Origin of the sequence: Streptomyces subrutilus, assembly GCF_008704535.1 — a bacterium.
Classification (GTDB): domain Bacteria; phylum Actinomycetota; class Actinomycetes; order Streptomycetales; family Streptomycetaceae; genus Streptomyces; species Streptomyces subrutilus.
Genome location: NZ_CP023701.1, coordinates 2447696 through 2472936, shown reverse-complemented (window position 1 = coordinate 2472936; position 25241 = coordinate 2447696). Strand labels below are relative to the sequence as shown.

Below are 25241 nucleotides of genomic sequence, written 5' to 3'. Positions count from 1 at the left end.
GCGGACCGCACCGCACGCCCGAACGCCCCCGCGGCCGAACTCCCGGCCGCCGGGGGCGTTTTCGCGTTCCGGTCCGGGGTATCCGCGGGTCCGGAGCACGACGACTACACCGACCTTTCGGAGGCGAGTCCTATGACCGGCCTGGGTGGCTGCATCGGTCTGATCGTGGTGGGGGCGATCCTCACCTTCGCGACGGACTGGGAGATGCAGAGCGTCGACCTCGACCTGGTCGGCCTGATCATGATGGCGGTGGGCGCCATCGGCCTCGCCGTCTACACGAGCGTCCTCAAGCGCCGCCGCGCCGTGGGCGCCGTCCCCGTGGTGGAACAGCGCCGCGACGTGCTGTGACCCCCCGCCGCTTCCGCGGCGCGGGCGTTCAGCCCCGCAGGGCTCCCTCGTAGACCGGGAGCAGGGTGTCCAGCACGGCATCCATCGAGAAGGACCCGGCGGCCAGTTCGCGTGCCGCCACCGACGCCGCGCGGTTCGCGGCCGGGTCCAGCAGGTCCAGGACCGCCGCCGCCACCCCCGCAGGTCCGGGGTCGACGGCGCGGCCGGCACCGGCGGCCGCGATGTCGCGGGCCAGGCCGTTGGAGTGGGTCACCACCGCGGGCACGCCCACGGACAGCGCCTCCAGCACCGACATCGGGAACGGCTCGTCCACCGAGGGCAGGACGTACACGTGCGCGCCGCGCAGCTCGCGCAGCACCTCGCCGCCGCCCAGCGCCCCGGGTACGCTCACCCGGTCCGCCAGCCCCAGCTCCGCGATCCGGCGCAGCACCGCGGCCCGCTCGCCCTCGTCCGGGCCCGCGACGACGAACCGCGCCTCCGGATGCACCGCCAGGACCGCCGGGACGGCGTCCACGAAGTCCACCGGCCGCTTGCGGGCCTGGAGCCGCGCCGCGTACAGCACGCGCGGCGGTCCCGCCGGGGCGGGCCGCTCCTCCTGCGCCGGGGTGCCGTTGACCAGCCGCACCGCCGAGGCCAGCGGGGCGCCGACCACCGCGTCGAGGCCGGCGCGCTCGTGCGCCGTCAGGTACAGCACCGCGTCCGCGCCGCGCAGCACCCGCCGGACCGCCACCGCGTCCAGCACCTTGGCCAGCAGCCTCCCGCTCGGGTCGACCATGCCGTGGGTCTGGAGCACCAGCGGCCTGCCCGCCCGCAGCGCGGCCAGCGCCACCGGCAGCGTCACCAGGTCCCGCGCCAGGTGCACGTGGACCAGGTCCGCGTCCCGCACCAAGCGCCCGGCCGAGGCCAGCAGCGCCGGCGAGGTCATCCCGCTGAAGCCGAGCGGCAGCAGCCGCCGGGCCGGGAACAGCCGGGCCGGCACCCCCTCGACCTCGGTGGGCCAGGGACCGGCGAACCCCTCGCCGAGCGCCAGCAGTCCGGCCTCGTGGCCCCGGGCCCGCAGCCCCTTCGCCAGGTTCAGCGCGACCCGCACCGGTCCGCCGAAGGCGTGCGAGGGGGAGTGCAGGGTGACGGCGTGCAGGACTCTCACTTGGGCTCCTCCACCGGGCGGCGGCGCCCGTCCTGGGTCTGCAGGGTCAGGGCCGGCAGGTCCGCGTGCACGACGGCACCGGCGCCCGCGACCGCGCAGCGGCCCACGGTCACCCCGGCCAGCACGGTCGCCCGCGCGGCCACCCAGGCGCCGTCCTCGACGGTGATCGGGGCGTTGCGGTAGCGGAAGTCGGCGGCGCGGTGGTCGTGCGACCCCGTGCACAGCAGCGCCTCCTGCGAGAGGCACACGTGCGCGCCGATCGTCACCGGCTCCAGGTTCAGCACCCAGGCGCCCTCGCCGATCCAGGTGTGGTCGCCGACCGTGAGCTTCCAGGGCCACAGCACCCGCACCCGGTGCCGGATCAGCACGCCCTCGCCGATCCGCGCCCCGAAGGCCCGCAGCAGCGCCACGCGCAGCCGGGCGGGACACAGCCAGCTCATGAAGAGCGTGTTCATGACGGCGAACCAGAGGGCCTGGGTCAGCCGGCCGCGCCCCTTGTCGTACCCGGCCAGCGTGAAGGCAGGAAGATCACGCACGAAAGCCCCTTCGTCCACCCCGCCGGCGCCTCCCCGGACGCCGACCGCTCAGACTAGACTGCGGCCGGAACAGGCACATCGGGTGGGGGCGCAGTGGCAACCGACATACGCAGGCCCGCCGTCGCGCGCGGGAACGCCCCCGCGCCGGAGCCGCTCGCGGACGAGGCCTCGTGGGGCCGGGTCACCACCCCGCGCACCCTGCTCTCCCGCGCGCTGTCCGTCCCGCTCGCCCTCGGGTTCACCGTCTTCCTGCCGCTCTTCGTCGCCGTCCAGGACGGCGACGGCCAGCGCGACGCCGCGTACTGGCTCCAGTTGCTGCTCACCATGTACGCGGGGGCCCGGCTCTCCGCGATGGTGCTCACCAGCCGCCGCAAGCTCCTCCAGGGCTCGTTCTGGCTCTTCGTCTACATGGCGATGGGCGTGGCCCCCCTCGCGCAGGCCGTCCTCGGCCGCGTCCCGACGCCCGTCGTCGGCCCGCGCTCCGACCTGACCCTCGCCATCGGCCTGGTCCTGATCGGCTGCCTCGCCTTCGACGTCGGCGTGCTGCTCGCCCGGCACCGGCCCGCCGTCCGCGCCGGCGGCTCGCGCAAGGAGAAGCGCCCGGTCATGGCCCACCGGCGGCGCCTGCAGGTGCTGACGGTCCTGTCCTTCCTGTGCAGCGCGGCGTTCATCGTGAAGCTCGGCGGACCGGCGGTCTTCTTCTCCAGCCGCCAGGAGATCATCGCGGGCATCGAGGAGGCCGGCCTGTCCAGCGACGGCCAGGCGAGCCAGGCCCTGCTGCGCGGCTTCGGCACGGTCCCCGCGCTGCTGTCGCTGCTGCTCTACACGCGCTGGCTGATCACCTCGAAGTACGCCCGCCGCAAGGTCTCCGTCATCGTCACCTGGTCGGCGCTGGCCGCGCTGAACCTGGTGGTCAACAACCCGATCTCCAACCCCCGCTACTGGTTCCTCACCGTCATGTTCGCGCTGCTCTTCACCGTCTTCCCGGTGAGCGCCGCGATGTACCGGGTGGCGCTGTCGATGGCGGTGGTCATCGCCCTGCTCGTCTTCCCCTTCGCGGACCGCTTCCGCTACGACGAGAAGAACTACCGGCCGGTCGAGACCACGTCCTTCCTGGAGCCGATGGCGCTCAAGGACTACGACCAGATCGGCATGTTCGCGAACACCATCACCTACTCGCAGTCCGGCCCCGGCCACGCCTACGGCCGCCAGCTCGCCGGATCGGTCCTCTTCGCGGTACCGCGCTCCATCTGGCCGGGCAAGCCGCGCGACACCGGCGTGATGGTCGGCCTGTGGATGGGCACCGTCAACACCAACCTCTCCTCCCCGATCTGGGCGGAGCTGTGGCTCGACTTCGGCCCGCTCGGCATGGGCGCCGGGCTGCTCGGCCTGGGGTACGCCGCCGCGCGCGTCGACCGCCGGTACGCCAAGCGCGCCACCCGCCGGTCCCCGCCCGGCAGCCTGATCTCCGTGGTGGTGCCGCTGGTCGCCGGCTACTCCTTCATCCTGCTGCGCGGACCCCTGCTCCAGGCCTCGGGCCGGGTGGCCATCGCGGCCCTGTGCCTCGCGCTCGTCGCCACCTACCGCGGGGACAAGAGCACCACCCTGCGCTGAGCGGGCCGTCCGGCCCGCGCCCCGGCAGGGCTCAGGCCGCGGTGACCGGCCGGTCGGCCGGGGCGGCCGCGGCGGGCAGCTCCAGCCGGGCCACCCGCAGCCAGCCCGCGCCCGCCTTCGCCGCCGAGCCCAGCGCCAGCCCCCACGCGGCCCCCGCGACGCCCCACAGGACGTACCCGCCCAGCAGCAGGCCCACCGAGAGCAGCGAGAAGACGACCTGCAACGACAGGGTGGCCCGCGGGTTGAGCACCCGCAGGGTCAGCAGCGCGCAGGTGCCCAGCCCCATGACGGCGTACTGGGCTCCGGTGGCCGGCAGCAGCGCGGACGCCGCCCCCCAGGTGTCGCCGAGCAGCCGGGCGCCCACCCCGTCGGGCAGCGCGTACAGCACCGCCCCCCAGCCGGCGCCCAGCAGCGCCAGCACCCCGCCCATCAGGGCGGTGAGGCGCACGACGCCCCGCTTGCCCGAGGCCCGGCCCACGACCGGCGGCCCGAAGGCGTTCGCGGAGTTGAACAGCACGTTCAGCGGTCCGAAGAGGGTGGTCGCGCCCCGCAGGGCGCCCACCGCCAGCGGTGTCGCGAAGACGCCCAGGCCGAGGACGGCGAGCTGGCTGGAGCCGTTGCCCACCGCGAACTCGACCACGAACCGCTGCCCGAGGTGGCCGCGGCGCAGGTACGGCCGCAGGTCCGCGCGCACGCCGCGGACGTACGGCCGCAGCAGCCACAGCCCCAGCGCCAGCGCCGGCAGCGCCGACAGGCCCCACACCAGCACCAGCCGCCCCGCCGAAGCCCCCCGGGGCTGCGCCGCCAGCGCGGCCAGCACGCACACCAGCCGCAGCGCGTCGGCGGCCAGCGCCCGTTGGGGGACGCGCAGCGCGGAGAAGCAGTACCGCAGCCCGTCCTGGAGCAGCACCAGCGGCAGCACCAGGCCCAGGGCGAGGAAGGCCCGCCCCGCGGTGCCCGGGACCAGCAGCCCCACCAGCGCCAGCAGCGCGCCCGCCGCGGCCGAGGCGGCCGCGGTGAACCCGGCCGCGGAGCGGCACGCGCCGGCCAACCGGCCGCCCTTCTCCAGGACGAGGCTCTGGCCCACGTAGGCCATGTTCAGACCGAGGAGCACGCTGAACGCCACGTACACCATCGAGAAGTCCGCGAAGCCGGCCGCCGAGGACAGCCGGGCGGCCAGCACCAGCACCAGGATGTTCGTGGCGCTGGAGGCTGCCTGGTCCAGGACCGACGCGACCGCCGCGAGGCCGCGCCGGCTCACCGCCGGCCCGTGCGGACGGTGCGCAGGGCCACCGTGTCGGTGCCGTCACCGGGGATGTGCTGCTCGGCCTCGGCCACCTCGTACGGGATGGGCTGGGGCTGCGGCCGGGGCGCGGGCGCGGCCGCGGACTGCGGGCCGGCGGCGGGCGAGCCGCCCTTGCCCTTGCCGCCGCGCTTCTCGCCGGGCAGCGGCGCGTGCAGCACCGCGCCGAGCACGGTGCCGCCGGCGCCGCTGATCAGCTCGCGGATACGGGAGAGGTCGGTGCGGTGGACGGCCCGCGGATCGCAGACGACCAGCACCCCGTCGACCCGGTCGACCAGGGCCAGCGCGTCGGCGTACGAGAGCACGGGCGGCGCGAGCACGACGACGGTGGAGTTGGGGGAGTCGGCCTCGGAGATCAGCCGGGTGGCGCGGGCGGAGGTCAGCGCGCGCGGCACGTTGCGGGCCCGCTCGCCGGGGATCAGGTCGAAGGAGCCGGACTCCCCGGCGTCCACGACGAGCTGGCGCCCGTCGGGCCACTCGGAGTCCCCGTGGCGCCCGCCGGCCGGCCCGTTGCCCGGGGTCTGGCTCCAGCGCGGCCGGCCGCCCGCGTCCGTCGGCAGCTGGCTGGCCAGGACCGGGGTGCGCAGGTCGGCCTCGATGAGCAGGACGTCCTTGCCGGTCTCGGCGAAGGAGGCCGCCAGGTTCACGGCCACCGCGGCGGCGGTCTCGCTGCTGCCGCGCGGGGCGACGACGAGGAGGCGGCGCCGGTCGGCGAAGCGGGCGTCGTAGGCGAGGCGGAAGGCCACCGAGCGGTACTCCTCGGCCAGCCGCGGATCGGCCTCGCCGGCGGCGAGCAGCGGACCGCCACCGGTCTTGTCCCGGGGCAGGTAGCCGAGGACGGGCGCGCGCAGGGCACGGGCCACGTCGCCCTCGGAGCGGGGCGCCGGGTCGAACACGAGCCGTACCCAGGCCGCCAGCAGGCCCAGCGCGAGTCCCACGGCCGCGCCGAGCGCCAGCGACATCACGATGCCGGGGCCGTCGGTCGAGGTGGGGGCGGTCGCGGCGCTGGTGACCCGGCCCGGGGTCATGTCCAGGGCCTCCAGCTTGGTGATCTTGCCGTTGTAGCCGCCGACCTCGCTCTGGAGGTCCGTCTTGGCGGAGGTGGCGGCGTCGCGCGCGGCGCCCGCCGGCATCCGGGAGATCTCCTTCGACAGCTCGTCGAGCTGCTTGGCGACCGGGTCGCGCTGCTCCTGGTAGCCCTTGACCATCTTGTCGCGGGTGGCGTCCAGGGACTCCTGCCGCTTGAGCAGGTAGGCGTCCGTCATGGCGTTGGCCCGCTTGGCGGCCTCCTTGGGGGAGGACGCGGTGTACGTGAAGCGCAGCACCATGGTCTGGGGCGGATTGGTGACCTGGAGGCCGCTGCGCAGGGCGCCGAAGCCCTCGGCGCCCACCCCGAGCTTCTTCGCGGCCTCGTTGGCTATGGAGGAGCTGAGCGCGACCTGCCGCTCGGAGCCGATGTTGATGGCCTTGTCGGGGGCCAGGCTCGGGTTGAACGGGTCGTCGGTCGGCGCGCGCAGCACCACGTCGGCGGTGGCGACGTAGGTGTCCGCCGTGGAGACGCCGAGGTAGACGCCGCCCAGCAGACCCACCCCGATGCCGGCGGCGAGGAGCCGGCGGTAGCGCAGGAGCTGCCGGAACTGGTCCCTGAGGAGGTCGGGTTCGTCGTCGGCAGGGGCCGCCGCAGGGCGGTTCGTCTCGATCACGTCCGGGGACCCCCAAGTGCTTCGTCGATCAGTGCGTCGATCCGGGCCAGGCCCGCTTCACGGCTCAGGTGCGCCGCCACGTGGCGGGGGCCGGCCGCTCCCAGCGCGTCCGCTCCGGCCGGGTCCTCGGCGAGGGCCCGGACGGCCTTCAGCAGGGCGTCGGGGTCCTCCGGCGGTACGAGCACCCCCGCGCCCGATCGTTCCACCTCCTGGGCGGTACCGCCCAGGGCCGCCACGGAGGCGACGACGGGCCGGCCGGCCTGGAAGTAGGAGGTGAGTTTCGACGGCACGCTCATGTCCAGTACGGCGGCGTGCTGCGTGACCGCGAGCACGTCCGCCGCCGCGAGGATATCCGGGAACTCGCCGTCGGCGGCAGGGGGGATGATGTCAAGGTTCGGTACGTCCGCCGCGAGGTCGCGCAGCGCCCCGCGCTGACTGCCGTCGCCCATCAGGACGAACCGGACACTCGGGTCCAGCCGGGCCGCGCCGACCAGGACTTCGAGCCCCTGCTTGAGGCCCATGTTCCCGGAGTGCAGGACGACCGTCTGGCCCGGGCCCCAGCCCAGGTGGCGGCGGGTCTCGCCGCGCGGCTTCGTGGGAAGCGCCACGTGGGACCAGTTGGGCACCAGCCGTATGCGGCCCGGGTCCACGCCCATGCCGACGACCCGGTCCACGAAGGTCTCGTGGATCACACCGACCAGGGTGGCGCGCTTGAGGGCGTACGCCTCGGCGCGGCCGGCCACCGCGGCGGCCCGGTCGCCGCCGCTGATCCCGCTCTGCGCGGCCGCGGCGCCCATCAGGTCCTGGACGACCGGGACGTAGGGGACCTTCCACTTCGCCGCGAGCCGGGCGGCCAGCACCCCGCCGGCCAGGCTGGGCATCTGGGCGAGCACCGCGTCCGGCCGCGGCATCCGGGGCGGAGCGGCGGCGCCGTGCAGCAGGATCGACCCTTCGAACAGGGCCCGCTTCACCGCGGTCTGGCGCGCCGGCACGGTGTGCGCACGCCGGTGCACGGTGACACCCGCGCGCTGTTCCGTGCGCCGCAGTGCGCCCCTGTACTCCGGTTCGAGGGACCACGCCGGGTAGTGCGGCATCCCCGCCAGGACGTGCGTCTCGTGGCCGAGATCCGCCCAGTGCTCCGCGATCTGGGTCGCGTACGGGCCGATGCCCGCGTGCTCGGGAGCGTAGTTGGTGGAAACCAGCAGCAGCCGCCGGTGACCGGATCTGGACACTGAGCGTCCCTTCTTCCCCTGGATGATGCGCTCATCACCCTATTCGTTCACCGACGCGGCGGGGGACGTGCACGCTATTGTCTGCTAATCCGCCACACCGGGGGGTGTGGCCGCTGGGGGTAGACAAATGACGGAGCGGGACATGTCCGACCTGGGCACACCGGCGCGGCGACCGTATCGGGTCGGCTACGCGCCAGGTGCGTACGATCTCTTCCATATCGGACATCTCAATATCCTTCGGCACGCGCGCAGCCGCTGCGACTACCTGGTGGCCGGAGTCGTCTCCGACGAGATGGCCGAACGCGCCAAGGGCCGCCGCCCGATGATCCCGCTCGTCGAGCGGCTGGAGATCGTCCGCAGCGTGAAGTACGTCGACGCCGCGTTCGTCGAGACCGTCCCGGACAAGGTCGAGACCTGGAAGCAGGTCCGTTTCGACGTCATCTTCAAGGGCGACGACTGGCGGGGCACGGCCAAGGGCGACCGGCTGGAGCGGGACTTCGCCGTCCACGGCGTGGACGTCGTCTACTTCCCCTACACCGTGCACACCTCCAGCACCCAGCTGCGCCGGGCCCTGGACGCGCTCGCCGAACCCCTCGGGCCGCCCGCCGCCGTCACCGCGGAACGGCGCTGAGCTCCCGGTACCACTTCGCCAGGAAGGCCAGCAGGAACAGGCCGGCCAGCGCCCCCGCCCCCGCGTACGCCCAGCGGAACAGCCCCCCGCCGCCGACCAGCAGGAACACCAGGCAGAACACCCCGTAGTCCACCGGCAGCAGGGCCACCGCGCGCACCGTCGAGGGCGCCGCCGCCGGGCTGCCCGGCGCCGCCTTCGGCTTCAGCTTCTCCGTCAGCAGTCCGCCGAAGAAGGTGACGACCGCGGCGAACTGGAAGCCCAGCGGCACCAGCAGCCAGCCGTCCGCGCCCGTCCCGTACTCCTCGGGGAAGCGGTAGAACGCGATCAGCACGCAGGTGTGCAGCGCGGTCAGCTTCGCGCAGTCCACCACGTGGTCGAGCCACTCCCCGGAGGCGCTGCCGCCGCCGCGCAGCCGGGCCAGCTGCCCGTCGGCGGAGTCGAAGGCGAACCCGAGGGCGAGCAGCGCCCACACGGCCGCCCCCAGCCCCCACGAGGGCGCGACCAGCGCGACCGCCGCCGCGCCGGCGAAGCTCAGTGCGGCGCTGACCAGCGTCACCTGGTTCGGGGTGAGGCCGATCCCGTACGACCCGGCGGCGAGGTACCGCCCGACGGGCCGGTTGACGAACCGGGAGTACAGCGAGACCCCCTTCGCCGACTTCTGCGCCCCGCGCAACTCCCGCAGCGCGGTCCCGACACTGGCCATGCGCACCCCTGACCCCCTCGATGGCACGCGTGTGCACGTGCACGCGTGTACGACGGCCACATCATCGCAGGGGCCGGCCCGGAACCCCCCCGCCCCGGGCGCACCGGACCGCCCGGATCCCGCGCCGTCAGCCCACCACCCGCAGCAGCAGGACCGACCGGGCCGGCACCGTCAGCGCCTCCCCGCCCCGGTGCGCGGTGGCCGGGGGAGCGGTCTGCTCCTCCAGCGAGGTGTCCAGCACCAGCTCGTAGCGCTCGGCCCACGGCGCCCCCGGCAGCACCCACCGCGCCGGCCGGTCCCCGGCGTGCAGCAGCATCAGGAAGCTGTCGTCGGTCACCTGCCGGCCCCGCTCGTCCCGGCCGGGGATGTCGCGCCCCGAGAGGTACATGCCGAGCGCGGCGGCCGGCGCGTACCAGTCCCGCTCCGTCATCTCCGCCCCCGCCGGGGTGAACCAGGCCAGGTCGCGCAGCCCGTCGGCGCCCTGCGGCCGCCCCGAGAAGAACGCCCGCCGGCGCAGCACCGGGTGCGCGTGCCGCAGCGCGATCAGCCGCCGGGTCAGGGCGAGCAGCTGCTGCCAGGCGGGCTCGGCCGGCAGCGACCAGTCCACCCAGCCCGTCTCGTTGTCCTGGCAGTACGCGTTGTTGTTGCCGCCCTGGGTCCGCCCGAACTCGTCGCCCGCGACGAGCATCGGCACCCCCGTCGACAGCAGCAGGGTCGTCAGCAGGTTGCGCAGCTGCCGCCGGCGGAGCGCGCCGATCCGCGCGTCGTCGCTCTCGCCCTCGGCCCCGCAGTTCCACGACCGGTTGTCATGGGTCCCGTCCCGGCCCTCCTCCCCGTTCGCGTCGTTGTGCTTGCGCTCGTAGGTGACCAGGTCCCGCAGGGTGAAGCCGTCGTGCGCGGTCACGAAGTTCACCGAGGCGTACGGCCGCCGGCCGCCCCACGCGTACAGGTCGCTCGACCCCGACAGCCGGTAGCCCAGGTCCCGCACATCGGGCAGGGCCCCGCGCCAGAAGTCCCGTACGGCGTCCCGGTAGCGGTCGTTCCACTCCGTCCACAGCGGCGGGAACGCCCCCACCTGGTAGCCGCCCGAGCCCACGTCCCAGGGCTCGGCGATCAGCTTGACCCGCCGCAGCACCGGATCCTGGGCGATCACCGCGAGGAACGGGGACAGCATGTCCACGTCGTGCAGGGAGCGGGCCAGCGCCGCCGCCAGGTCGAAGCGGAAGCCGTCCACCCCCATCTCCGTCACCCAGTAGCGCAGCGAGTCCGTGATCAGCCGCAGCACGGCCGGGCGCCCGGCGTGCAGGGTGTTCCCGCAGCCCGTGTAGTCGGCGTAGCGGCGCTGGTCGGACTGGAGCCGGTAGTAGCCCCGGTTGTCGATGCCGCGCAGCGACAGCGTCGGGCCCAGCTCGCCGGCCTCCGCCGTGTGGTTGTAGACCACGTCGAGGATGACCTCGATCCCCGCCGCGTGCAGGGCCTTCACCATCCGCTTGAACTCGCCGACCTGCTGCCCGGCCGTACCGCTCGACGAGTACCCCGCGTGCGGGGCGAAGTAGCCGACGGAGTTGTAGCCCCAGTAGTTGCGCAGCCCGCGCCGCAGCAGGTGGTCCTCGTGCGCGAACTGGTGCACCGGCAGCAGCTCGACCGCCGTCACCCCCAGCCCCTTCAGGTGCTCGACGGCCGCCGGATGGCCCAGCCCCGCGTAGGTGCCGCGCAGCTCCTCGGGAATGCCCGGGTGGCGCATGGTGAAGCCGCGCACGTGCAGCTCGTAGAGGACCGAGTCGGCCCAGGGCGTCTTCGGCCGCACGTCGTCCGCCCAGTCGTCGTCGTCGTGGACGACCACCCCCTTCGGGACGTACGGCGCCGAGTCCCGGTCGTCGCGCACGGTGTCGGCGATGTACTGCTGCGGCCAGTCCCGTACGTGCCCGTACACCTCCGGCGGCAGCGTGAAGTCGCCGTCCACGGCCCGCGCGTACGGGTCCAGCAGCAGCTTCGCCGGATTGTGCCGGGCGCCCGTCCACGGGTCCCAGCGGCCGTGCACCCGCAGCCCGTACCGCTGCCCGGGCCGCACGCCCGGCACGAAGCCGTGCCAGATCTCGTGGGTGAGCTCGGTCAGGGTGCAGCGGGTCTCGGCGCCGCCCGCGTCGAACAGGCAGACCTCCACCGCCTCCGCGCCCTGCGCCCACACGGCGAAGTTGGTGCCCGCCGTCCCGTCCGGCCCGATGTGGAACCGGGCCCCGAGGGGATGCTCGGACCCGGGCCACACCGGCGGCCCGGGCCGGGCCGACGCCCTGGCCGCGGCCAGGGCCCGGGGCTGCTGCCCGGCCGGCAGTCCGTTGGCGTGGCCGTTGCCGTGCGGGCCGCCCCGCCCGCCGCCGTGCCCGTCGCCCTGGCCGTCGCCGCGTACGTCGGGGGGCGGTGCGGGCGCGGCCGGACCGCCCCGTACCGCGCCCGTGCCGTTCCCGGTGTCGCCGACGGCTTCCACCGCCTCTTGCTCGGCTGCGCTCGACACTGACCGCCTCCACGGCTCCTGGGTACCGGCGGGGGTGGGGGAGAGTGCGGCCCCGGCGTCCCGGCCCGGGCCCGCCCCCGTCTGGTCCTTCCCACTGTTCTGCCCGGACAGTTCTGCCCGGAACGTCGAGCGCCCTCACGTTTCCCCGGACGGGCCACGTCGTTGGAGGGAACGTGACACTTCTGACGAGGCGGGCGACGGCGGGCCTGGCCGCCGTGGCGGCGTGGGCGGTCCTGCTGGGCGGACTCGCCGGATGCACCCGCGACGGCCGGTCCCCGGTCGAGATCCAGCTGCCCGGCAAACCGCGCACGCCGGACGAGGCCATCCGGATCACCCCCGAGGACAAGGCCAAGGGGGTGCAGGCGGACGGCCGGCTGACGGTCACCGTCCCCGAGGGCCGGCTGGAACGGGTCGTGGTCACCAAGGTGGAGGACGCCCAGGAGGAGAAGGTGCCGGGCTCCATCGCGCCCGACGGCCTGAGCTGGAGCCCCGACCCGGCGGGCGGCCGGCTCGCGCTCGCGGCCAAGTACACGGTGGACGCCGTCGCCCTCGACGGCCACAACCGGCGCCAGGCCCGGCACACCACCTTCACCACCTACGTCCCCGAGGAGCGCTTCATCGGCTACTTCAAACCCGAGAACCGCTCCACCGTGGGCACCGGGATGATCGTCTCCCTCAACTTCAACCGCCCCATCGAGCACCGCTCGGAGGTGGAGCGGGCCGTCTCCGTCACCTCCGTGCCGCCCGTGCAGGTCGTGGGCCACTGGTTCGGCGACGAACGGCTCGACTTCCGGCCCAAGGAGTACTGGAAGGCCGGCACCGAGGTCACCGTGAAACTGAGCCTGCGCGACGTCGAGGGCGCCGACGGCTCGTACGGCATCCAGGACAAGACCGTCACCTTCACCGTCGGCCGCTCCCAGATCTCCACCGTCGACGCCGCCGCCCACACCATGGAGGTCCGCCGGGACGGCAGGCTGCTGTCCACGGTGCCCATCAGCGCGGGCGCCCCCAAGACGACCACCTACAACGGCAAGATGGTGGTGATCGAGATGTTCGACGTCACCCGCATGAACGGCCAGACCGTCGGGTTCGGCGGCGAGTACGACATCCCCGACGTCCCGCACGCCATGCGGCTGACCAACACCGGGACCTTCCTGCACGGGAACTACTGGCTCAGCCCGGACACCTTCGGCTCCTCCAACATGAGCCACGGCTGCGTCGGCCTGCGCGACGACAAGGGCGGCGGCTCGGACACCCCGGCCGGCTGGTTCTTCGACCGGACCCTGGTCGGCGACGTGATCGAGGTCGTGAACTCGCAGGACAAGGTCGTGGCCGCCAACAACGGGCTGGGCGGCTGGAACATGTCCTGGGCGGACTGGGTGGCCGGCTCCGCCCTGATCTGAACCGCCCTCGTACGTACATCCGGGTGATTCGTGTGATCGCAATGCCGTAGCCGTCGAGTGTCCTGCCGCCGCCCGGCCCGTTCCTGCCGCCAGCCTGACAGGGCACATCAGGCCAGGTCGGGTCGCAGGCAACGGACGGAGCGTCATGTCAGCAAGGAATTGGACCCTCGGGGTGGCGATCGGAGCCGTACTCGCGGCCTCCGCGCCCACGGCCCTCGCGGCGGGGCCCGGCGCCGGCCGGCCCGCGGCGGCCCCGAGGGCGCTGCTGCCGGGCGGGCTCGGCCCGTGCGTGCCCGCGCCCCCGGCCGTCTGCCCCGACCCGTACCCGCCCATCGGCAGCGACGGCATCCCCAAGGGCCGGGACAACGGCATCAACATCTTCGTCGGCGGCGACTTCCGGGTCCGCGAGCGCGCCTCCGAGGCCGAGGGGCGCCTCGTCGTCCTCGGCTCCTTCGACCAGGACAAGGCGACCGGCGGCGACAGCCGCTACAACGTGGGCGTCGTGGGCGCCGGCTCCCTGGTGCCGCCGGCCGCCGGCGCGGACTTCCTCACCACCGGCGGGAACATCACCGTCGCGGCCGGCGAGCGCCTCATCGCCGACACGGGCGTGGTCCGCCACGCCGGCACCGTCACGGGCACCGTGACCGGCACCCTGCGCCAGGACCCCGCCGCCGTCGCCCCGTACGCCGGCCTGCGCGACCAGCTCAGCGCGGCCAGCGAGTGCTACGCCCGCGTCGACGGACAGCCCCGCACGGCCACCGGCACCGTCACCAACAGCGGCTTCGCGACGGTCTTCCGCGGCGACAACACCTCCGCGCTCCAGGTCTTCAACGTCGACGCCGACCTGGTCGGCGCCCGCGGCGCCCAGCAGGGCGTCACCTTCGAGCAGATCCCGGCCGGCGCGACGATCCTGGTCAACGTCCTCGGCGCCGACCGCACGATCAACACCTACAGCGGCGGCATCAGCGACGACGACCCGCTCAACGCCTACCGCGACCGGCTCCTGTGGAACTTCCCGGACGCCACGACGGTCAACCTGAACGGCACCGGCCAGTTCCAGGGCAGCTTCCTGATGGGCGAGCAGAGCTCGCAGACCAACGTCCGGCTGCCCGGGATCAACGGCCGCTTCTTCACCACTGGCTCCGTCACCCACACCGGGCAGCCCGGGCTCGGGGGCGGGCAGGAGTTCCACGCCTACCCCTTCAACGGCGACCTCCCCACCTGCGGCGCCCCGCCCGTGACCACGGGCCTGGTCTCGGTGCTCAAGCGCGACGAGACGGGCGCGGCGCTGCCGGGCGCCGTCTTCGAGCTGTGGAAGGAGTCCAACGGCACCGCGGGGCTGCAGACCGGCGGCCCGACCCCGGACACCAAGGTCGCCGACTGCACCACCCCGCAGAACGGCGTCTGCGAGCAGCGGGCCGAACTCGGCACCTACTACTGGCGCGAGACGGCCGCCCCCGACGGCTACGCGCTGCCCGCCGACCCGGTCCACCAGCTGACCCTGACGGCCGAGAACGCCGCGGCCGGGGTCCGCGTCCAGGCCGACAACCAGCGCATCCCCGTCCCCGGCGCCGAAGTCGTCCTGCGCAAGACCGACGCCGGGACCGGCGCCCCGCTCGCCGGGGCCACCTTCGAGCTGTGGCGCGAGACCAACGGCCGCACCGGCCTGCAGACGACCGGCGGCGACCCGGACGAGCGCCGCGCCGGCACCTGCGTGACCGACGCCGCCGGCACCTGCACCGTCGAGCTGCCGTCCGGGGAGACCTACTACTGGCGGGAGACGGCCGTGCCCGCCGGGTACGACCTGCCGGCCGACCCGGTCACCCCGTTCGTGGTCGACGACGGCGCGGTCGCGAACGGCCTGACCATCAGCCTCGTGAACCGCAGGACCCCGCCGGCCTTCGAGGGCTCGATCCGGGTGCTGAAGAAGGACGCCAAGACCAAGCGGCCGCTGCGCGGCGCCGTCTTCGAGGTGTGGAAGGAGACCAACGGCACCGCGGGCCTGCAGACCCGGGGCATCAACCCCGACCGGCTGGCCAAGCCGGGCTGCGCCACCGACGGCGCCGGCGTCTGCGACTTCACCGGGCTGCCCGAGGGCGCGTACTACCTGCTGGAGACGGACGTCCCCGAGGGGTACGTCCTGCCGCGCGACCGGGTGACCGGCCCGCTGCGGCTGGACGGGCAGACCCCGGGCGGCCGGCTCGTGGTCACCCTCCAGAACCGGCGCGACGACCACGGCAAGGGCAAGGGCAAGCACGGCGAGCCGGAGAACGGCCCCCGGGCCTGACCCCTCCCGTACGGCCGCGATGCGCCGCCGGGGTGACCTCCTCACCCCGGCGGCGCATCCGCGCGGGCCGCCGCGGCCCCGGTCGGGTTGGCTGGGTCCAGCGGCCCGGCCGGCGGGCGCGAGGAGGCCCGTATGAGCACAGCCGACCTGGCAGGCGCGATAGCCCCGACGGACCCGGGACCCGCGCGGCCCCCATCGCCCGCGCGCCCCTCCGGCGCCCGCACCACCCGGGGCCCCCGCCCGGCCTCCGCGCCGAGCGGGCTGCTCGCGCTGGCCGCGGCCGCCGTCCTCGCCGTCCTCGCCGTCCCCGCGGGCCCGGCCGCGGCCGCCGCGCCGGTGGCGCCCGCGGCGGCCTGCACCGCCGGGACCGGCCCGTACCAGCGCGAGCTGGAGGCCCACCTGCGGCGGCCGGTCGACGGGGTGCAGAGCCCCGCCGACTGCGCGGCCGTCCGGGAGTTCCAGCGCGGCAACCGGATCGAGCCGGCCGACGGCTACGCCGGACTGGCCACCTACCGCACGATGGTCGCCGTCGCGGCCCGCCCCGCCCCCAACGCCGCCGGCGGCTGCCCGGTCCGCGCCCACCGCGTCACCTGCGTGGACATGGCACGCCAACTGCTGTGGGTGCAGAGCGGCAAGCGCGTCGTCTTCGACCCCGTGCCGATCCGCACCGGACGCGACGACCAGGAGACCCGCCCCGGCTGGCACGAGGTGTACTGGCGCAGCATCGACCACAAGTCGACGCTCTACGACGACGCCCCCATGCCCTACGCCCAGTTCTTCGACGGCGGCCAGGCCCTGCACGGCCGCCCCGGCGACCTGTACGCCCACGGCGGCTCGGCCGGCTGCGTCAACCTCTCCGTCCCGGACGCCGCCCGGCTGTGGGACCTGCTCGACGAGGGCGACGCCGTCTACGTCTGGGGCACCAAGCCGGGCACCGAGGACTGACCGCGCCCCGCTGGCCGGCCCGCCCCCGCGGGCCGTGCGGCGCCCGTCCGGCACGGCTCCGGGCGGGGCCGGCCGTTGGGACGGAACGGTGACAAGACCGTGGCTTTTCGTGGTTCTCCCGTGTGATTACCTGTCGGCAAGTGCGCGACTGTCCGCGCGCGGGGGACATGGGGAGAACACGAGTGAACCTGCAGCCGATACGCGGCCGCGCCCGCACCGGCCTGCCGGCCCTCCTGCTGGGGGCGGCCCTGCTGTTCACCACCGCGTGCAGCGCGGGCGGTGGCGGGGCGACCGGCGGGGGCGACGACAAGAACGGCGGGGCGGGCACGGGGGGCACCGAGGCGTCCAAGGCCGTGGTGTCCGTCAAGCCGGACGACGGGGCCAAGGAAGTCGCCACCAGCGGTGTGCTGAAGATATCCACCACCGGCGGCAAGCTCGCCACGGTGACGGTGGCCGACACCAAGGGCAACGCCGTCGAGGGCAGGACGTCGGCCGACGGCGCGAGCTGGGAGCCGGACCGCCACCTCGCCTCCGCGACCGAGTACAAGGTCCACGTGGTGGCCAAGGACGAGGCCGGCCGCGAGTCCGCGAAGGACACCAGCTTCACCACCCTGACCCCGGCCAACACCTTCATCGGCCAGTACACGCCCGAGGACGGCTCGACCGTCGGCGTGGGCATGCCGGTCTCGATCAACTTCTCCCGCGGCATCACCAACCCCGAGGCGGTCGAGAAGGCCGTCACGGTGACGGCCGAGCCGTCCGTGCCGGTCGAGGGCCACTGGTTCGGCAACGACCGCCTCGACTTCCGCCCCGAGAACTACTGGGCGCCGGGCACCAAGGTCACCGTGAAGCTCGCCCTGGACGGGGTCGAAGGCCGCCCGGGCGTCTACGGCAAGCAGACCCGTACGGTCACCTTCACCATCGGCCGCTCCCAGGTCTCCACGGTCGACGCGGGCACCAAGCAGATGCAGGTGGTCCGCGACGGCCAAGTGCTCAAGAACCTCCCCATCACCGCGGGCGCCCCGTCGACGACCACGTACAACGGGCAGATGGTCATCAGCGAGAAGTACGAGGTCACCCGGATGAACGGGGCGACGGTCGGCTTCGGCGGCGAGTACGACATCGCCGACGTCCCGCACGCCATGCGGCTGTCGAACTCGGGCACCTTCGTGCACGGCAACTACTGGGCCTCCTCCGGCACCTTCGGTTCGGAGAACGTCAGCCACGGCTGCGTCGGCCTGCGCGACGTGCGCGGCGGCGGGAACGGCGACGTGCCGGCGGCCTGGTTCTTCAACGAGTCGCTGATCGGCGACGTGGTGGTCGTGAAGAACTCCAAGGACAAGCAGATCGCCCCGGACAACGGCCTCAACGGCTGGAACATGGACTGGGCGGAGTGGACCAGGTAGTGCGGTAGACCTCCCGCCCGCGCGAGCGGCGTGGCCCGGTGCTGTGACCCACGGCACCGGGTCACTTCGCGTTAACCGCCACTAACCTGGCCCGTATGACCCTCTCTCTCGAAGTCTCCGAAGGCGTCGGCACCATCCGCCTGGACCGGCCGCCCATGAACGCCCTGGACATCGCCGCCCAGGACCGGTTGCGCGAGCTCGCGGTGGAGGCCGCCGAACGCGCCGACGTCCGCGCCGTCGTGCTCTACGGCGGCGAGAAGGTGTTCGCGGCGGGCGCGGACATCAAGGAGATGCAGACGATGGACCACGCGGCCATGGTCGACCGGTCCCGCGGCCTCCAGGACGCCTTCACCGCCGTGGCCCGCATCCCCAAGCCGGTCGTCGCGGCCGTCACCGGCTACGCCCTGGGCGGCGGTTGCGAGCTGGCGCTCTGCGCCGACTACCGGATCGCCGCCGACAACGCCCGGCTCGGCCAGCCCGAGATCCTGCTCGGCCTGATCCCGGGGGCCGGCGGCACCCAGCGGCTGTCCCGTCTCATCGGCCCCTCCCGCGCCAAGGACCTCATCTTCACCGGCCGCATGGTGAAGGCGGACGAGGCCCTCACCCTCGGCCTGGTCGACCGCGTCGTCCCCGCGGCCGAGGTGTACGCACAGGCGCACGCCTGGGCCGCCAAGCTGGCCCAGGGCCCGGCCCTCGCGCTGCGCGCCGCCAAGGAGTGCGTGGACGCGGGCCTGGAGGCCGACATCGACACCGGTCTGACCATCGAGCGCACCTGGTTCGCCGGCCTGTTCGCCACCGAGGACCGCGAGCGCGGCATGCGCAGCTTCGTCGAGGAGGGGCCGGGCAAGGCGAAGTTCCTCTGAGCCCGTGGCGGCCGTCCGCGGGCCCGTCCTCCCTGCGGGTGGATCGGCCGGGCCCCAAGGCAGCCTTGAGGAGACCTGACGATCCGTCCGCCGGGGGCCGCGCCACGCGCCGCGTCGGTACAGGTCAGGGCGGCCGCCGCGGTCGTCCGCTTGCCGGACGCATATGCCGGGACACCCCTGTGGAATCCATTATTCTGAGGGGTGTTTTTCCGGGGACGGCCCGGAGGGGCGGCTCGGCCCTCCATGATGGGGGGCATGGCGGGCCTGGAGGGTGTGGAACAGCCGCGGCAGCGCAGCAGCGCTTCCGCCGTGCGGCTCACGACGGCGCTTGAGGACGAACAGGGCCTCAGCGCAATGGAGTTGTACGGGAATCCGGCTGACGACGAAGTGACGCTGCCCTCGCTGCCGCAGTCGGCGCACGAGGCCCGCCGACTCACGCGGTACGTGGTCGTCCGCCTCTGGGGCCTGTCGCCGCAGATCGCCGAGCACAGCGTCCTGCTCGTCTCGGAGCTCGTCGGCAACGCGGTCCGGCACACCGGGGCCCGTTCCTTCGGCTTACGCATGCTGCGGCGGCGCGGCTGGATCAGGGTGGAGCTGCGCGACCCCTCGCGCGGACTGCCCTGTCTGATGCCGGTGCACGACCTGGACACCACCGGCCGCGGCCTCTTCCTCGTCGACAAGCTCTCCGACCGCTGGGGCGCGGACCTGCTGCCGCGCGGCAAGATCACCTGGTTCGAGATGCGGGTGGCCGACCGCCAGAACGCCTGAAGCCCCCGGCGCGCCGTGGTGGGCGGTGTGGGGGCTTCATGGGGGCGCCGAGGATCGAAGGGGGTGTGATCCTCGGCGGACGGACTTCGCTCGGGTCAACGGGAAGCCGTGATTCCGACTATGGCAGACGAGGGCTCAAACGCCAAAAGTCCCCACTCGGACATAAGTGTGCAAATACCAAGACTTTCTAGCTAAATCCTAGGTGAGGTGGGCCACTCACCTCGTAATCAATGAATAAGTATCGACCGCTGTGTGTAAATCGTTGACCACATGGCGGACAGGGGGCCGTCTAAGGCCCCTGAGGCGACGTCCCAAATTGGGTCAATCATTACCTAACGGGCCATCCACCCCTTAAATGGGCAAGTGCTCTCACCTCCAGGCCGCCGCGCGGCCCTGCGCGCAGGTGCCGCCGCCGCGGTCGGACTCGCCACCGCGTGCGGATCGGGCCGCCCCGCCACCGCGCCCCCCACCTCCTCCTCCGCCCCGCCCCCGGGCCCCGGCAAGCCCTCCGCCCCGGCCCGCCCCGCCGCCGCACCGCGCCGGTTCGCCGGCCAGCCCGTGGAGATCGGCCACGGCCCCCGCGACCGCCCCCGGGTCGCCCTCACCTTCCACGGCAACGGGGACCCCGCCATCGCCCGGTCGGTGCTGGCGGAGGCCGAGCGCGGCGGCGCCCGGATCACCGTCCTGGCCATCGGGACCTGGCTCGACGACCACCCCGACATGGCCCGCCGCGTCCTGGACGGCGGCCACGAACTCGGCAACCACACCCAGCGCCACCTCGCGATCAACGACATGCCGCAGGACGAGGCCTACGCCGAGATCACCGGCTGCGCCCAGCGGCTCAAGCGCCTCACCGGCTCCATCGGCACCTGGTTCCGGCCCTCCCAGACCCAGAACGCCTCCCCGCTCGTCCAGAAGCTGGCCCAGCGGGCCGGCTACCCGCACGTCCTGTCGTACGACGTGGACTCCCTTGACTTCACCTCGCCCGGCGCCGCGGCCGTCCTCCGCAACGTCACCGGGACGATCCACGGCGGATCGGTGGTGAGCCTGCACTTCGGCTACGCGGACACGGTCGACGCGATGCCTCCCCTCCTCGAAGAACTCGCGCGGCGCAAGCTGCGCGCGGTGACCACCACGGAGCTGCTGACCCCATGACGACCACCCGCCTTCCCCGGAAGGCCACCGTGCTGCTGGCCGGTCTGGTCCTCGCCGCCCTGGCCGGCTGCGGATCCTCCGGCGACGGGCCCGCCGAGGCACTCGGCACCAAGGGCCCGGCCAAGCCCGTCAAGGCCCTTCCGGCCGTCCCGCCCGGCCTGCCCGGCATGCCCCCCGTCCTGGACCCGAACGACGTCTACGCGGCGGACCGGCCCGGCAAGCTCTCCCCGGTCGTCAAGGACTTCCCCTCCCGCATCTACGTGCCGAACACCACCTCCAACACGGTGTCCGTCATCGACCCCGCGACGTACCAGGTGGTCGACACCATCCCGGTCGGGAACCAGCCCCAGCACGTGGTGCCCTCCTGGGACATGAAGACCCTGTGGGTCAACAACAACCGGGGCCACACGCTCACCCCGATCAACCCGGCCACCGGCGAGGCGGGGAAGCCGGTCGAGGTGCACGACCCGTACAACCTGTACTTCACGCCGAACGGCAAGTACGCGATCGTCATGGCCTCGATGGACAAGGAACTCGTCTTCCGCGATCCGCACACCATGGACCGCGTGAAGACCGTCCCGGTGAGCTGCTTCGGCGTCAACCACGCCGACTTCTCCGCCGACGGCCGCTACTTCATCGTGAGCTGCGAGTTCTCCGGCGAACTCCTCAAGGTCGACACCGAGAAGATGGAGGTCATCGGCCAGCAGAAACTGCCGTTCGAGGGCGCCATGCCGCAGGACGTCAAGGTCTCCCCGGACGGCAAGACCTTCTACGTCGCCGACATGATGGCGCACGGCATGTGGGTGCTCGGCGGCGACAAGTTCGAGACGCCCAAGCTCCTGCCGACCGGAAAGGGCTGCCACGGCCTGTACGTGAGCCGCGACTCCAAGGAGATGTACATCTCCAACCGCGGCGAGGGCACCGTCTCGGTCTTCGACTTCCCGAAGAACAAGCTGACCAAGAAGTGGGAACTGCCGGACGGCGGCAGCCCCGACATGGGCGGCGTCTCCGCCGACGGCAAGGTGCTGTGGTTGTCGGGCCGCTACGACGCCGAGGTCTACGCCATCGACACGGCCACCGGCAAGGAGCTCGCCCGCATTCCCGTCGGAGGCGGCCCGCACGGCCTCGCCGTGTACCCGCAGCCCGGCCGCTACTCGCTCGGGCACACCGGCATCTTCCGGTAGCCGGCCGTACGCGGCCGCCCGCGCACGGCGCGCACGGCGGTGCCCCGGGAGCTCCCACGGCCCCCGGGGCACCGGCTCGGGCCCGTCCGCCGACGGGCGTCGCCGCCACCAGGCGACGGGCAGCCGCCGTGGCAGCCGCTTGATGGAGCCCGTGCGCCCCACCAGGTTCTCCGCCGGCGCCGCGAGCGCAGCCCCGGCAGCCGTTCCACCAGCACCTCCAGCACGATCTCCGCATGCGCCCGGCCCGGGGACGACGCCGGGCAGAAGTGCCGCAGGGCCGCGGAGCAGGGGTCGGCGTACCCGGCCCGCAGGTCGGCCGGGCCGCCCTCGGCGGCCATGTAATCGAAACAGACCCGCGACTGCGCGTCCGTGACGGATTCACCTTCCGGTACCTTGGATCCGACGAAGTTCAGGGCCATCTCCACACAGCCCTCACGGAATGCGTCGCCGGTATCCGGGAAATGCATCACGCGGCGGTGCAGAAGTTGGTGGACGGGGTCGGACTGGAACTCGGAACGCGCCCCCACGCGGATTTCCGCCTGGGGCGGGCCTGATTCCTCCACGGCTTTCAGGATGTGTCGCCGCACGGCGCGGCCCGCGGCGGACGGATCGTCAGGTCCCCCGCGCTCGGAGCTGACGTAGCCGTTTCCGGGGCTCACCCCGATGAGCACATGGTAGCCGTCTTCCCGGACACGGCGGCGGGTACGGGTGAAGGGCAGAACGTCGCATGATGCGTCGGCTGTGATCGTCACCCGTGTGATCGCCCTTGTCGCCGCTTGTCCCGGGAGCCCTGCGCTCCTGGCGTGGCGGCAATGCCCGTACGTTGTGCCGTGATGCCGGAGCGTGACGGGAGCGGACCGGAATTCTTGGCCGGAATTGTCACTTCCGTGTTGTCCGAAGGTGATGTGAATTCCTTTCCGCCGCCCGAACGGGACCCCCGGCGAAGGCGTCCGCGGACGGCGGCTACCCTGAGCCGGTCAACAAGCACCAAGAAGGGGTGGACCCAGTGGCTGACATCGAGAGCGCACGGGCGACGTTCGACAAGTTCGACGTGAACGGTGACGGCTTCGTCACGGCCGACGAGTACAGCGCGGCCATGAAGGCGATGGGCGACGCGTACGTCACCGGCGCCGTCGCGGACGCCGTCCTCGCGTCCAAGGACGCGAACGCCGACGGCCTGCTGAGCTTCGACGAGTTCTGGGGCGCCCTGAACAAGTAGTCCCGGCCCGCGCCCCCGCCCCGCCTGCCGGGGGCGGGGGCGCCGTCACGCCCCGGGCCCGCCGGAGCCGTCCTGCGCCCCCTCCATGGTCCCGACCTCCGCCAGCGCCTCCTCCAGCCACGCCAGCCAGAACCCCTCCAGCGCGATCCCGCCGTGCAGCACGAGCCGGCGCAGCCGGTCCTCCACGGCGTCACGGCCCGGCGGGAAGTCCCGCTCCTCGATGGCCTCGTACCGCGCCAACCGCTCGCGGTGCAGCTCCAGATGGCGCCGCAGCTCGGGCCCGAGCCCCCGCGGCCCCACCACCCCCGCCGCGCGGATGCGCAGCAGCAGCGGGTCGCGCATCGGCTTGGGGTCCTGGCTCTCGGCGACCCACCGCGCGAGCTCCGCGCCCCCCGCGGGCAGCACCTCGTACTCCTTCTTCTGGCCCCGCACGGGCACCTCGCCGGGCAGCGCCCGGATCAGCCCGGACTCCTCCAGGCGGCCCAGCTCCCGGTAGATCTGCTGGTGAGTCGCGGACCAGAAGTACCCGATGGACCGGTCGAAGCGACGGGTCAGCTCCAGCCCGGACGAGGGCTTCTCCAGCAGGGCGGTGAGGATGGCGTGCGGCAGCGACATGGCGCCATCCTAGGTACGGCCCGGGCGGCGCGGCGGGCGCCGCGGGACGCTACCGCACGGCGCTACCGCAGGGCGCCCAGCGCCTCCGGGGTCCTCGGACCGGGGGCGGCCGGGTCCAGCAGGCCGCGCGCCCGGAGGAAGGCCGTCACCGCCGGGGACCAGGCCTGGCGCAGCCCGGCCGAGGCCAGCAGCTCCGGGTCCGACAACAGCTCCACCGCCGGGCCGACGCGGATGCCCGCCGGGGTCAGCACCGCCGCGTCGTCGGCCCAGCGCACCGCCAGGTCCACGTCGTGCGTGGCCATCACCACCGTGGTCCCCGCGCCGCGCAGCCCCGCCAGCGCGTCGAGCAGCCGCTCCTGGCCGTCCGGGTCCAGCCCGGCCGTCGGCTCGTCCAGGATCAGCACCCGCGGGGCCATCGCCACCGCCCCGGCGATGGCCGCGCGCTTGCGCTGACCGTACGAGAGCAGGTGCGTCGGACGGTCCCGCAGCGCGGTGATGTCCAGGGCCGCGAGCGCCCCCGCGACCCGGGCGCGGACCTCGTCGGCGGGCAGGCCCAGGTTCATCGGGCCGAACGACACGTCCTGTTCGACCGAGGCCGCGAACAGCTGGTCGTCGGGGTCCTGGACCACCAGCTGCACCGCCGTGCGCAGCCGGGTCAGCCCGGCACGCCGGTACGACACCTGCGCACCGTCCAGCAGCAGCGCGCCGGCGGCGGGCCGCAGCCCCCCGCTCAGCAGCCGCATCAGCGTGGTCTTGCCGCTGCCGTTGCGCCCGAGCAGGGCCAGCGCCCGGCCCCCGGTGATCCCGAAGTCCACGCCGGACAGGACGTCCGGGCCGTCCTCGTACGCGTAGCGGACCCCCACCAGCTCCACCAGCGGGCCCGCCGGCGTGGTCCCCGGCGGCTTCTCCAACGGCTTCACAGGTACAGCTCCTTGAGTACGAGGGTGGCGGCGACGAGGGCCGTCAGCAGGGCGGCGGTCCCGGTCAGGAACCGCCAGGACAGCGCCGCCTCGGGCACGAGCACCCGCAGCGCCCCGTCGTAGCCGCGACCCGCCAGCCCCGACTGGAGCCGGGCCGCGCGGTCGAAGGCCCGGACGAACGTGGTCGCGGCGAGGCCGGCCACCGAGCGCCAGGCCGCGGCCCGGCCGGTGGTCCCCAGACGGGCCGCCTGGGCCTGGCGGACCCGGGTCAGCGAGTCGAGCAGCAGGAAGCCGATCCGGTACATGACCAGCGCCACGTCCACCACCGGCGCCGGGACGCCGGCCCGCACCAGACGCGGCAGCACGTCCGAGACGGGAGTGGTGAACGCGAACAGCAGCACGCCCAGCGAGGCCGCCGAGGTCCGCAGCAGCAGTTCCCCCGCGTGCCGCGGCCCGTCGGGGGCCAGTGCGACCGGCCCGGCCGGACCGCCCACCGCGAACAGCAGCGGCAGCGCCCCCGTGAAGCAGAAGCCCAGCGGGATCCGGAAGGCCCGCCACAACTGCCGCCCCGGCACCCCGGCGGGACCCAGGAGCACGGCGAGGGTGGCGGCGGCGACCAGCGGGCCGCCCGGCCAGGGCGGCAGGCACACCGCGGTGACCGTCAGCCCGATCCCCAGCAGGGCCTTCTCCAGGGGATGGCGGCGGCGCCAGCGGCTGCCGTGCGCCGCCGCGTCGATCGGCAGCACC

At 73.8% G+C, this 25241-nt stretch carries 23 protein-coding genes; 12 read left to right on the top strand and 11 right to left on the bottom strand.

Annotated elements, in window-relative coordinates:
• The first annotated feature begins 132 nt into the window (after nucleotides 1–132).
• The gene (locus CP968_RS10510; protein WP_150517760.1) at nucleotides 133–348 is read left to right on the top strand and encodes a DUF6458 family protein; all 216 of its coding nucleotides are present in this window, start codon (nucleotides 133–135) and stop codon (nucleotides 346–348) included.
• A 28-nt stretch (nucleotides 349–376) separates the two neighbouring features.
• On the opposite strand, the gene CP968_RS10505 is transcribed toward CP968_RS10510, so the two are convergent.
• Nucleotides 377–1495: a glycosyltransferase gene (locus CP968_RS10505; RefSeq protein WP_150517759.1), complete on the bottom strand. Its 1119-nt coding sequence runs from the start codon at nucleotides 1493–1495 to the stop codon at nucleotides 377–379.
• Nucleotides 1492–2031, bottom strand: a complete 540-nt coding sequence (locus CP968_RS10500) for a WcaF family extracellular polysaccharide biosynthesis acetyltransferase (RefSeq protein WP_150517758.1) — start codon at nucleotides 2029–2031, stop codon at nucleotides 1492–1494. The genes CP968_RS10505 and CP968_RS10500 overlap by 4 nt, the downstream gene beginning before the upstream one ends.
• Before the next feature lie 93 nt (nucleotides 2032–2124).
• Here CP968_RS10500 and CP968_RS10495 point away from each other — a divergent pair, with 93 nt between their 5' ends.
• The gene (locus tag CP968_RS10495; RefSeq protein WP_150517757.1) at nucleotides 2125–3645 is read left to right on the top strand and encodes a hypothetical protein; all 1521 of its coding nucleotides are present in this window, start codon (nucleotides 2125–2127) and stop codon (nucleotides 3643–3645) included.
• A gap of 31 nt (nucleotides 3646–3676) precedes the next feature.
• On the opposite strand, the gene CP968_RS10490 is transcribed toward CP968_RS10495, so the two are convergent.
• From CP968_RS10490 to CP968_RS10480, 3 genes are read right to left on the bottom strand one after another with little or no spacing between them, the layout of a single operon-like run.
• Nucleotides 3677–4906, bottom strand: a complete 1230-nt coding sequence (locus CP968_RS10490) for an MATE family efflux transporter (RefSeq protein ID WP_150517756.1) — start codon at nucleotides 4904–4906, stop codon at nucleotides 3677–3679.
• Complete coding sequence (locus tag CP968_RS10485; RefSeq protein ID WP_150517755.1) at nucleotides 4903–6651, bottom strand: lipopolysaccharide biosynthesis protein; 1749 nt, start codon at nucleotides 6649–6651, stop codon at nucleotides 4903–4905. Before CP968_RS10485 ends, CP968_RS10490 begins: the two co-directional genes overlap by 4 nt.
• Nucleotides 6648–7853 carry a glycosyltransferase family 4 protein gene (locus CP968_RS10480; RefSeq protein ID WP_150521844.1) on the bottom strand — a complete coding sequence of 402 codons (1206 nt, stop codon included), beginning with the start codon at nucleotides 7851–7853 and terminating at the stop codon, nucleotides 6648–6650. Before CP968_RS10480 ends, CP968_RS10485 begins: the two co-directional genes overlap by 4 nt.
• A gap of 172 nt (nucleotides 7854–8025) precedes the next feature.
• Here CP968_RS10480 and CP968_RS10475 point away from each other — a divergent pair, with 172 nt between their 5' ends.
• Entirely contained in the window at nucleotides 8026–8514 is a 489-nt protein-coding gene (locus CP968_RS10475) for an FAD synthase family protein (RefSeq protein ID WP_150517754.1), read from the top strand.
• On the opposite strand, the gene CP968_RS10470 is transcribed toward CP968_RS10475, so the two are convergent.
• Together CP968_RS10470 and glgX are read right to left on the bottom strand one after the other, a co-directional pair.
• Entirely contained in the window at nucleotides 8495–9217 is a 723-nt protein-coding gene (locus CP968_RS10470; protein WP_150517753.1) for a CDP-alcohol phosphatidyltransferase family protein, read from the bottom strand. The genes CP968_RS10475 and CP968_RS10470 overlap by 20 nt on opposite strands.
• A gap of 127 nt (nucleotides 9218–9344) precedes the next feature.
• The gene (gene glgX / locus CP968_RS10465) at nucleotides 9345–11729 is read right to left on the bottom strand and encodes a glycogen debranching protein GlgX (protein ID WP_373304028.1); all 2385 of its coding nucleotides are present in this window, start codon (nucleotides 11727–11729) and stop codon (nucleotides 9345–9347) included.
• Between the two features lie 182 nt (nucleotides 11730–11911).
• Here glgX and CP968_RS10460 point away from each other — a divergent pair, with 182 nt between their 5' ends.
• The 8 genes from CP968_RS10460 to CP968_RS10425 all read left to right on the top strand — a co-directional run bounded on the left by CP968_RS10460 (nucleotide 11912) and on the right by CP968_RS10425 (nucleotide 21740).
• The gene (locus CP968_RS10460; protein ID WP_150521842.1) at nucleotides 11912–13132 is read left to right on the top strand and encodes a L,D-transpeptidase; all 1221 of its coding nucleotides are present in this window, start codon (nucleotides 11912–11914) and stop codon (nucleotides 13130–13132) included.
• 145 nt (nucleotides 13133–13277) lie between these two features.
• Nucleotides 13278–15419 carry a choice-of-anchor A family protein gene (locus CP968_RS10455; RefSeq protein ID WP_150517752.1) on the top strand — a complete coding sequence of 714 codons (2142 nt, stop codon included), beginning with the start codon at nucleotides 13278–13280 and terminating at the stop codon, nucleotides 15417–15419.
• Nucleotides 15420–15551: 132 nt separating this feature from the next.
• The gene (locus CP968_RS10450) at nucleotides 15552–16364 is read left to right on the top strand and encodes a L,D-transpeptidase family protein (protein ID WP_150517751.1); all 813 of its coding nucleotides are present in this window, start codon (nucleotides 15552–15554) and stop codon (nucleotides 16362–16364) included.
• Nucleotides 16365–16531: 167 nt separating this feature from the next.
• Nucleotides 16532–17770 carry a L,D-transpeptidase gene (locus CP968_RS10445; RefSeq protein ID WP_150517750.1) on the top strand — a complete coding sequence of 413 codons (1239 nt, stop codon included), beginning with the start codon at nucleotides 16532–16534 and terminating at the stop codon, nucleotides 17768–17770.
• 95 nt (nucleotides 17771–17865) lie between these two features.
• Nucleotides 17866–18633, top strand: coding sequence for an enoyl-CoA hydratase/isomerase family protein (locus tag CP968_RS10440; protein WP_150517749.1), 768 nt, complete (start codon nucleotides 17866–17868; stop codon nucleotides 18631–18633).
• Between the two features lie 243 nt (nucleotides 18634–18876).
• Nucleotides 18877–19401 (top strand): ATP-binding protein, encoded by a 525-nt coding sequence (locus CP968_RS10435; protein ID WP_150517748.1) that lies wholly within the window; start codon nucleotides 18877–18879, stop codon nucleotides 19399–19401.
• Between the two features lie 363 nt (nucleotides 19402–19764).
• Nucleotides 19765–20556 (top strand): polysaccharide deacetylase family protein, encoded by a 792-nt coding sequence (locus CP968_RS10430; protein WP_150517747.1) that lies wholly within the window; start codon nucleotides 19765–19767, stop codon nucleotides 20554–20556.
• A complete protein-coding gene (locus CP968_RS10425; RefSeq protein WP_150517746.1) occupies nucleotides 20553–21740 on the top strand; it encodes a YncE family protein in 1188 nt (395 codons plus the stop codon). The genes CP968_RS10430 and CP968_RS10425 overlap by 4 nt, the downstream gene beginning before the upstream one ends.
• Here the strand turns inward: CP968_RS10425 and CP968_RS10420 are convergent.
• Nucleotides 21707–22492, bottom strand: coding sequence for a tRNA-dependent cyclodipeptide synthase (locus CP968_RS10420; protein ID WP_150517745.1), 786 nt, complete (start codon nucleotides 22490–22492; stop codon nucleotides 21707–21709). The genes CP968_RS10425 and CP968_RS10420 overlap by 34 nt on opposite strands.
• Before the next feature lie 254 nt (nucleotides 22493–22746).
• Between CP968_RS10420 and CP968_RS10415 the strand changes: the two genes are divergently transcribed.
• Entirely contained in the window at nucleotides 22747–22959 is a 213-nt protein-coding gene (locus tag CP968_RS10415; protein WP_150517744.1) for an EF-hand domain-containing protein, read from the top strand.
• A gap of 45 nt (nucleotides 22960–23004) precedes the next feature.
• On the opposite strand, the gene CP968_RS10410 is transcribed toward CP968_RS10415, so the two are convergent.
• The 3 genes from CP968_RS10410 to cbiQ all read right to left on the bottom strand — a co-directional run bounded on the left by CP968_RS10410 (nucleotide 23005) and on the right by cbiQ (nucleotide 25240).
• A complete protein-coding gene (locus tag CP968_RS10410) occupies nucleotides 23005–23574 on the bottom strand; it encodes a PadR family transcriptional regulator (protein WP_150517743.1) in 570 nt (189 codons plus the stop codon).
• A gap of 62 nt (nucleotides 23575–23636) precedes the next feature.
• Nucleotides 23637–24494 (bottom strand): energy-coupling factor ABC transporter ATP-binding protein, encoded by an 858-nt coding sequence (locus CP968_RS10405; protein WP_150517742.1) that lies wholly within the window; start codon nucleotides 24492–24494, stop codon nucleotides 23637–23639.
• Nucleotides 24491–25240: a cobalt ECF transporter T component CbiQ gene (gene cbiQ / locus CP968_RS10400; protein ID WP_150517741.1), complete on the bottom strand. Its 750-nt coding sequence runs from the start codon at nucleotides 25238–25240 to the stop codon at nucleotides 24491–24493. Before cbiQ ends, CP968_RS10405 begins: the two co-directional genes overlap by 4 nt.
• Between the last annotated feature and the right edge of the window lies 1 nt (nucleotide 25241).

Excerpts from the sequence above, each read along its gene's own strand:
- CP968_RS10470 (WP_150517753.1), bottom strand. The coding sequence starts at position 9,217 with ATGGCCAGTGTCGGGACCGCGCTGCGGGAGTTGCGCGGGGCGCAGAAG.
- CP968_RS10445 (WP_150517750.1), top strand. The coding sequence starts at position 16,532 with ATGGGGAGAACACGAGTGAACCTGCAGCCGATACGCGGCCGCGCCCGC.
- CP968_RS10450 (WP_150517751.1), top strand. The coding sequence starts at position 15,552 with ATGAGCACAGCCGACCTGGCAGGCGCGATAGCCCCGACGGACCCGGGA.
- CP968_RS10435 (WP_150517748.1), top strand. The coding sequence starts at position 18,877 with ATGATGGGGGGCATGGCGGGCCTGGAGGGTGTGGAACAGCCGCGGCAG.
- CP968_RS10475 (WP_150517754.1), top strand. The coding sequence starts at position 8,026 with ATGTCCGACCTGGGCACACCGGCGCGGCGACCGTATCGGGTCGGCTAC.
- CP968_RS10425 (WP_150517746.1), top strand. The coding sequence starts at position 20,553 with ATGACGACCACCCGCCTTCCCCGGAAGGCCACCGTGCTGCTGGCCGGT.
- CP968_RS10410 (WP_150517743.1), bottom strand. The coding sequence starts at position 23,574 with ATGTCGCTGCCGCACGCCATCCTCACCGCCCTGCTGGAGAAGCCCTCG.
- CP968_RS10455 (WP_150517752.1), top strand. The coding sequence starts at position 13,278 with ATGTCAGCAAGGAATTGGACCCTCGGGGTGGCGATCGGAGCCGTACTC.
- CP968_RS10440 (WP_150517749.1), top strand. The coding sequence starts at position 17,866 with ATGACCCTCTCTCTCGAAGTCTCCGAAGGCGTCGGCACCATCCGCCTG.
- CP968_RS10510 (WP_150517760.1), top strand. The coding sequence starts at position 133 with ATGACCGGCCTGGGTGGCTGCATCGGTCTGATCGTGGTGGGGGCGATC.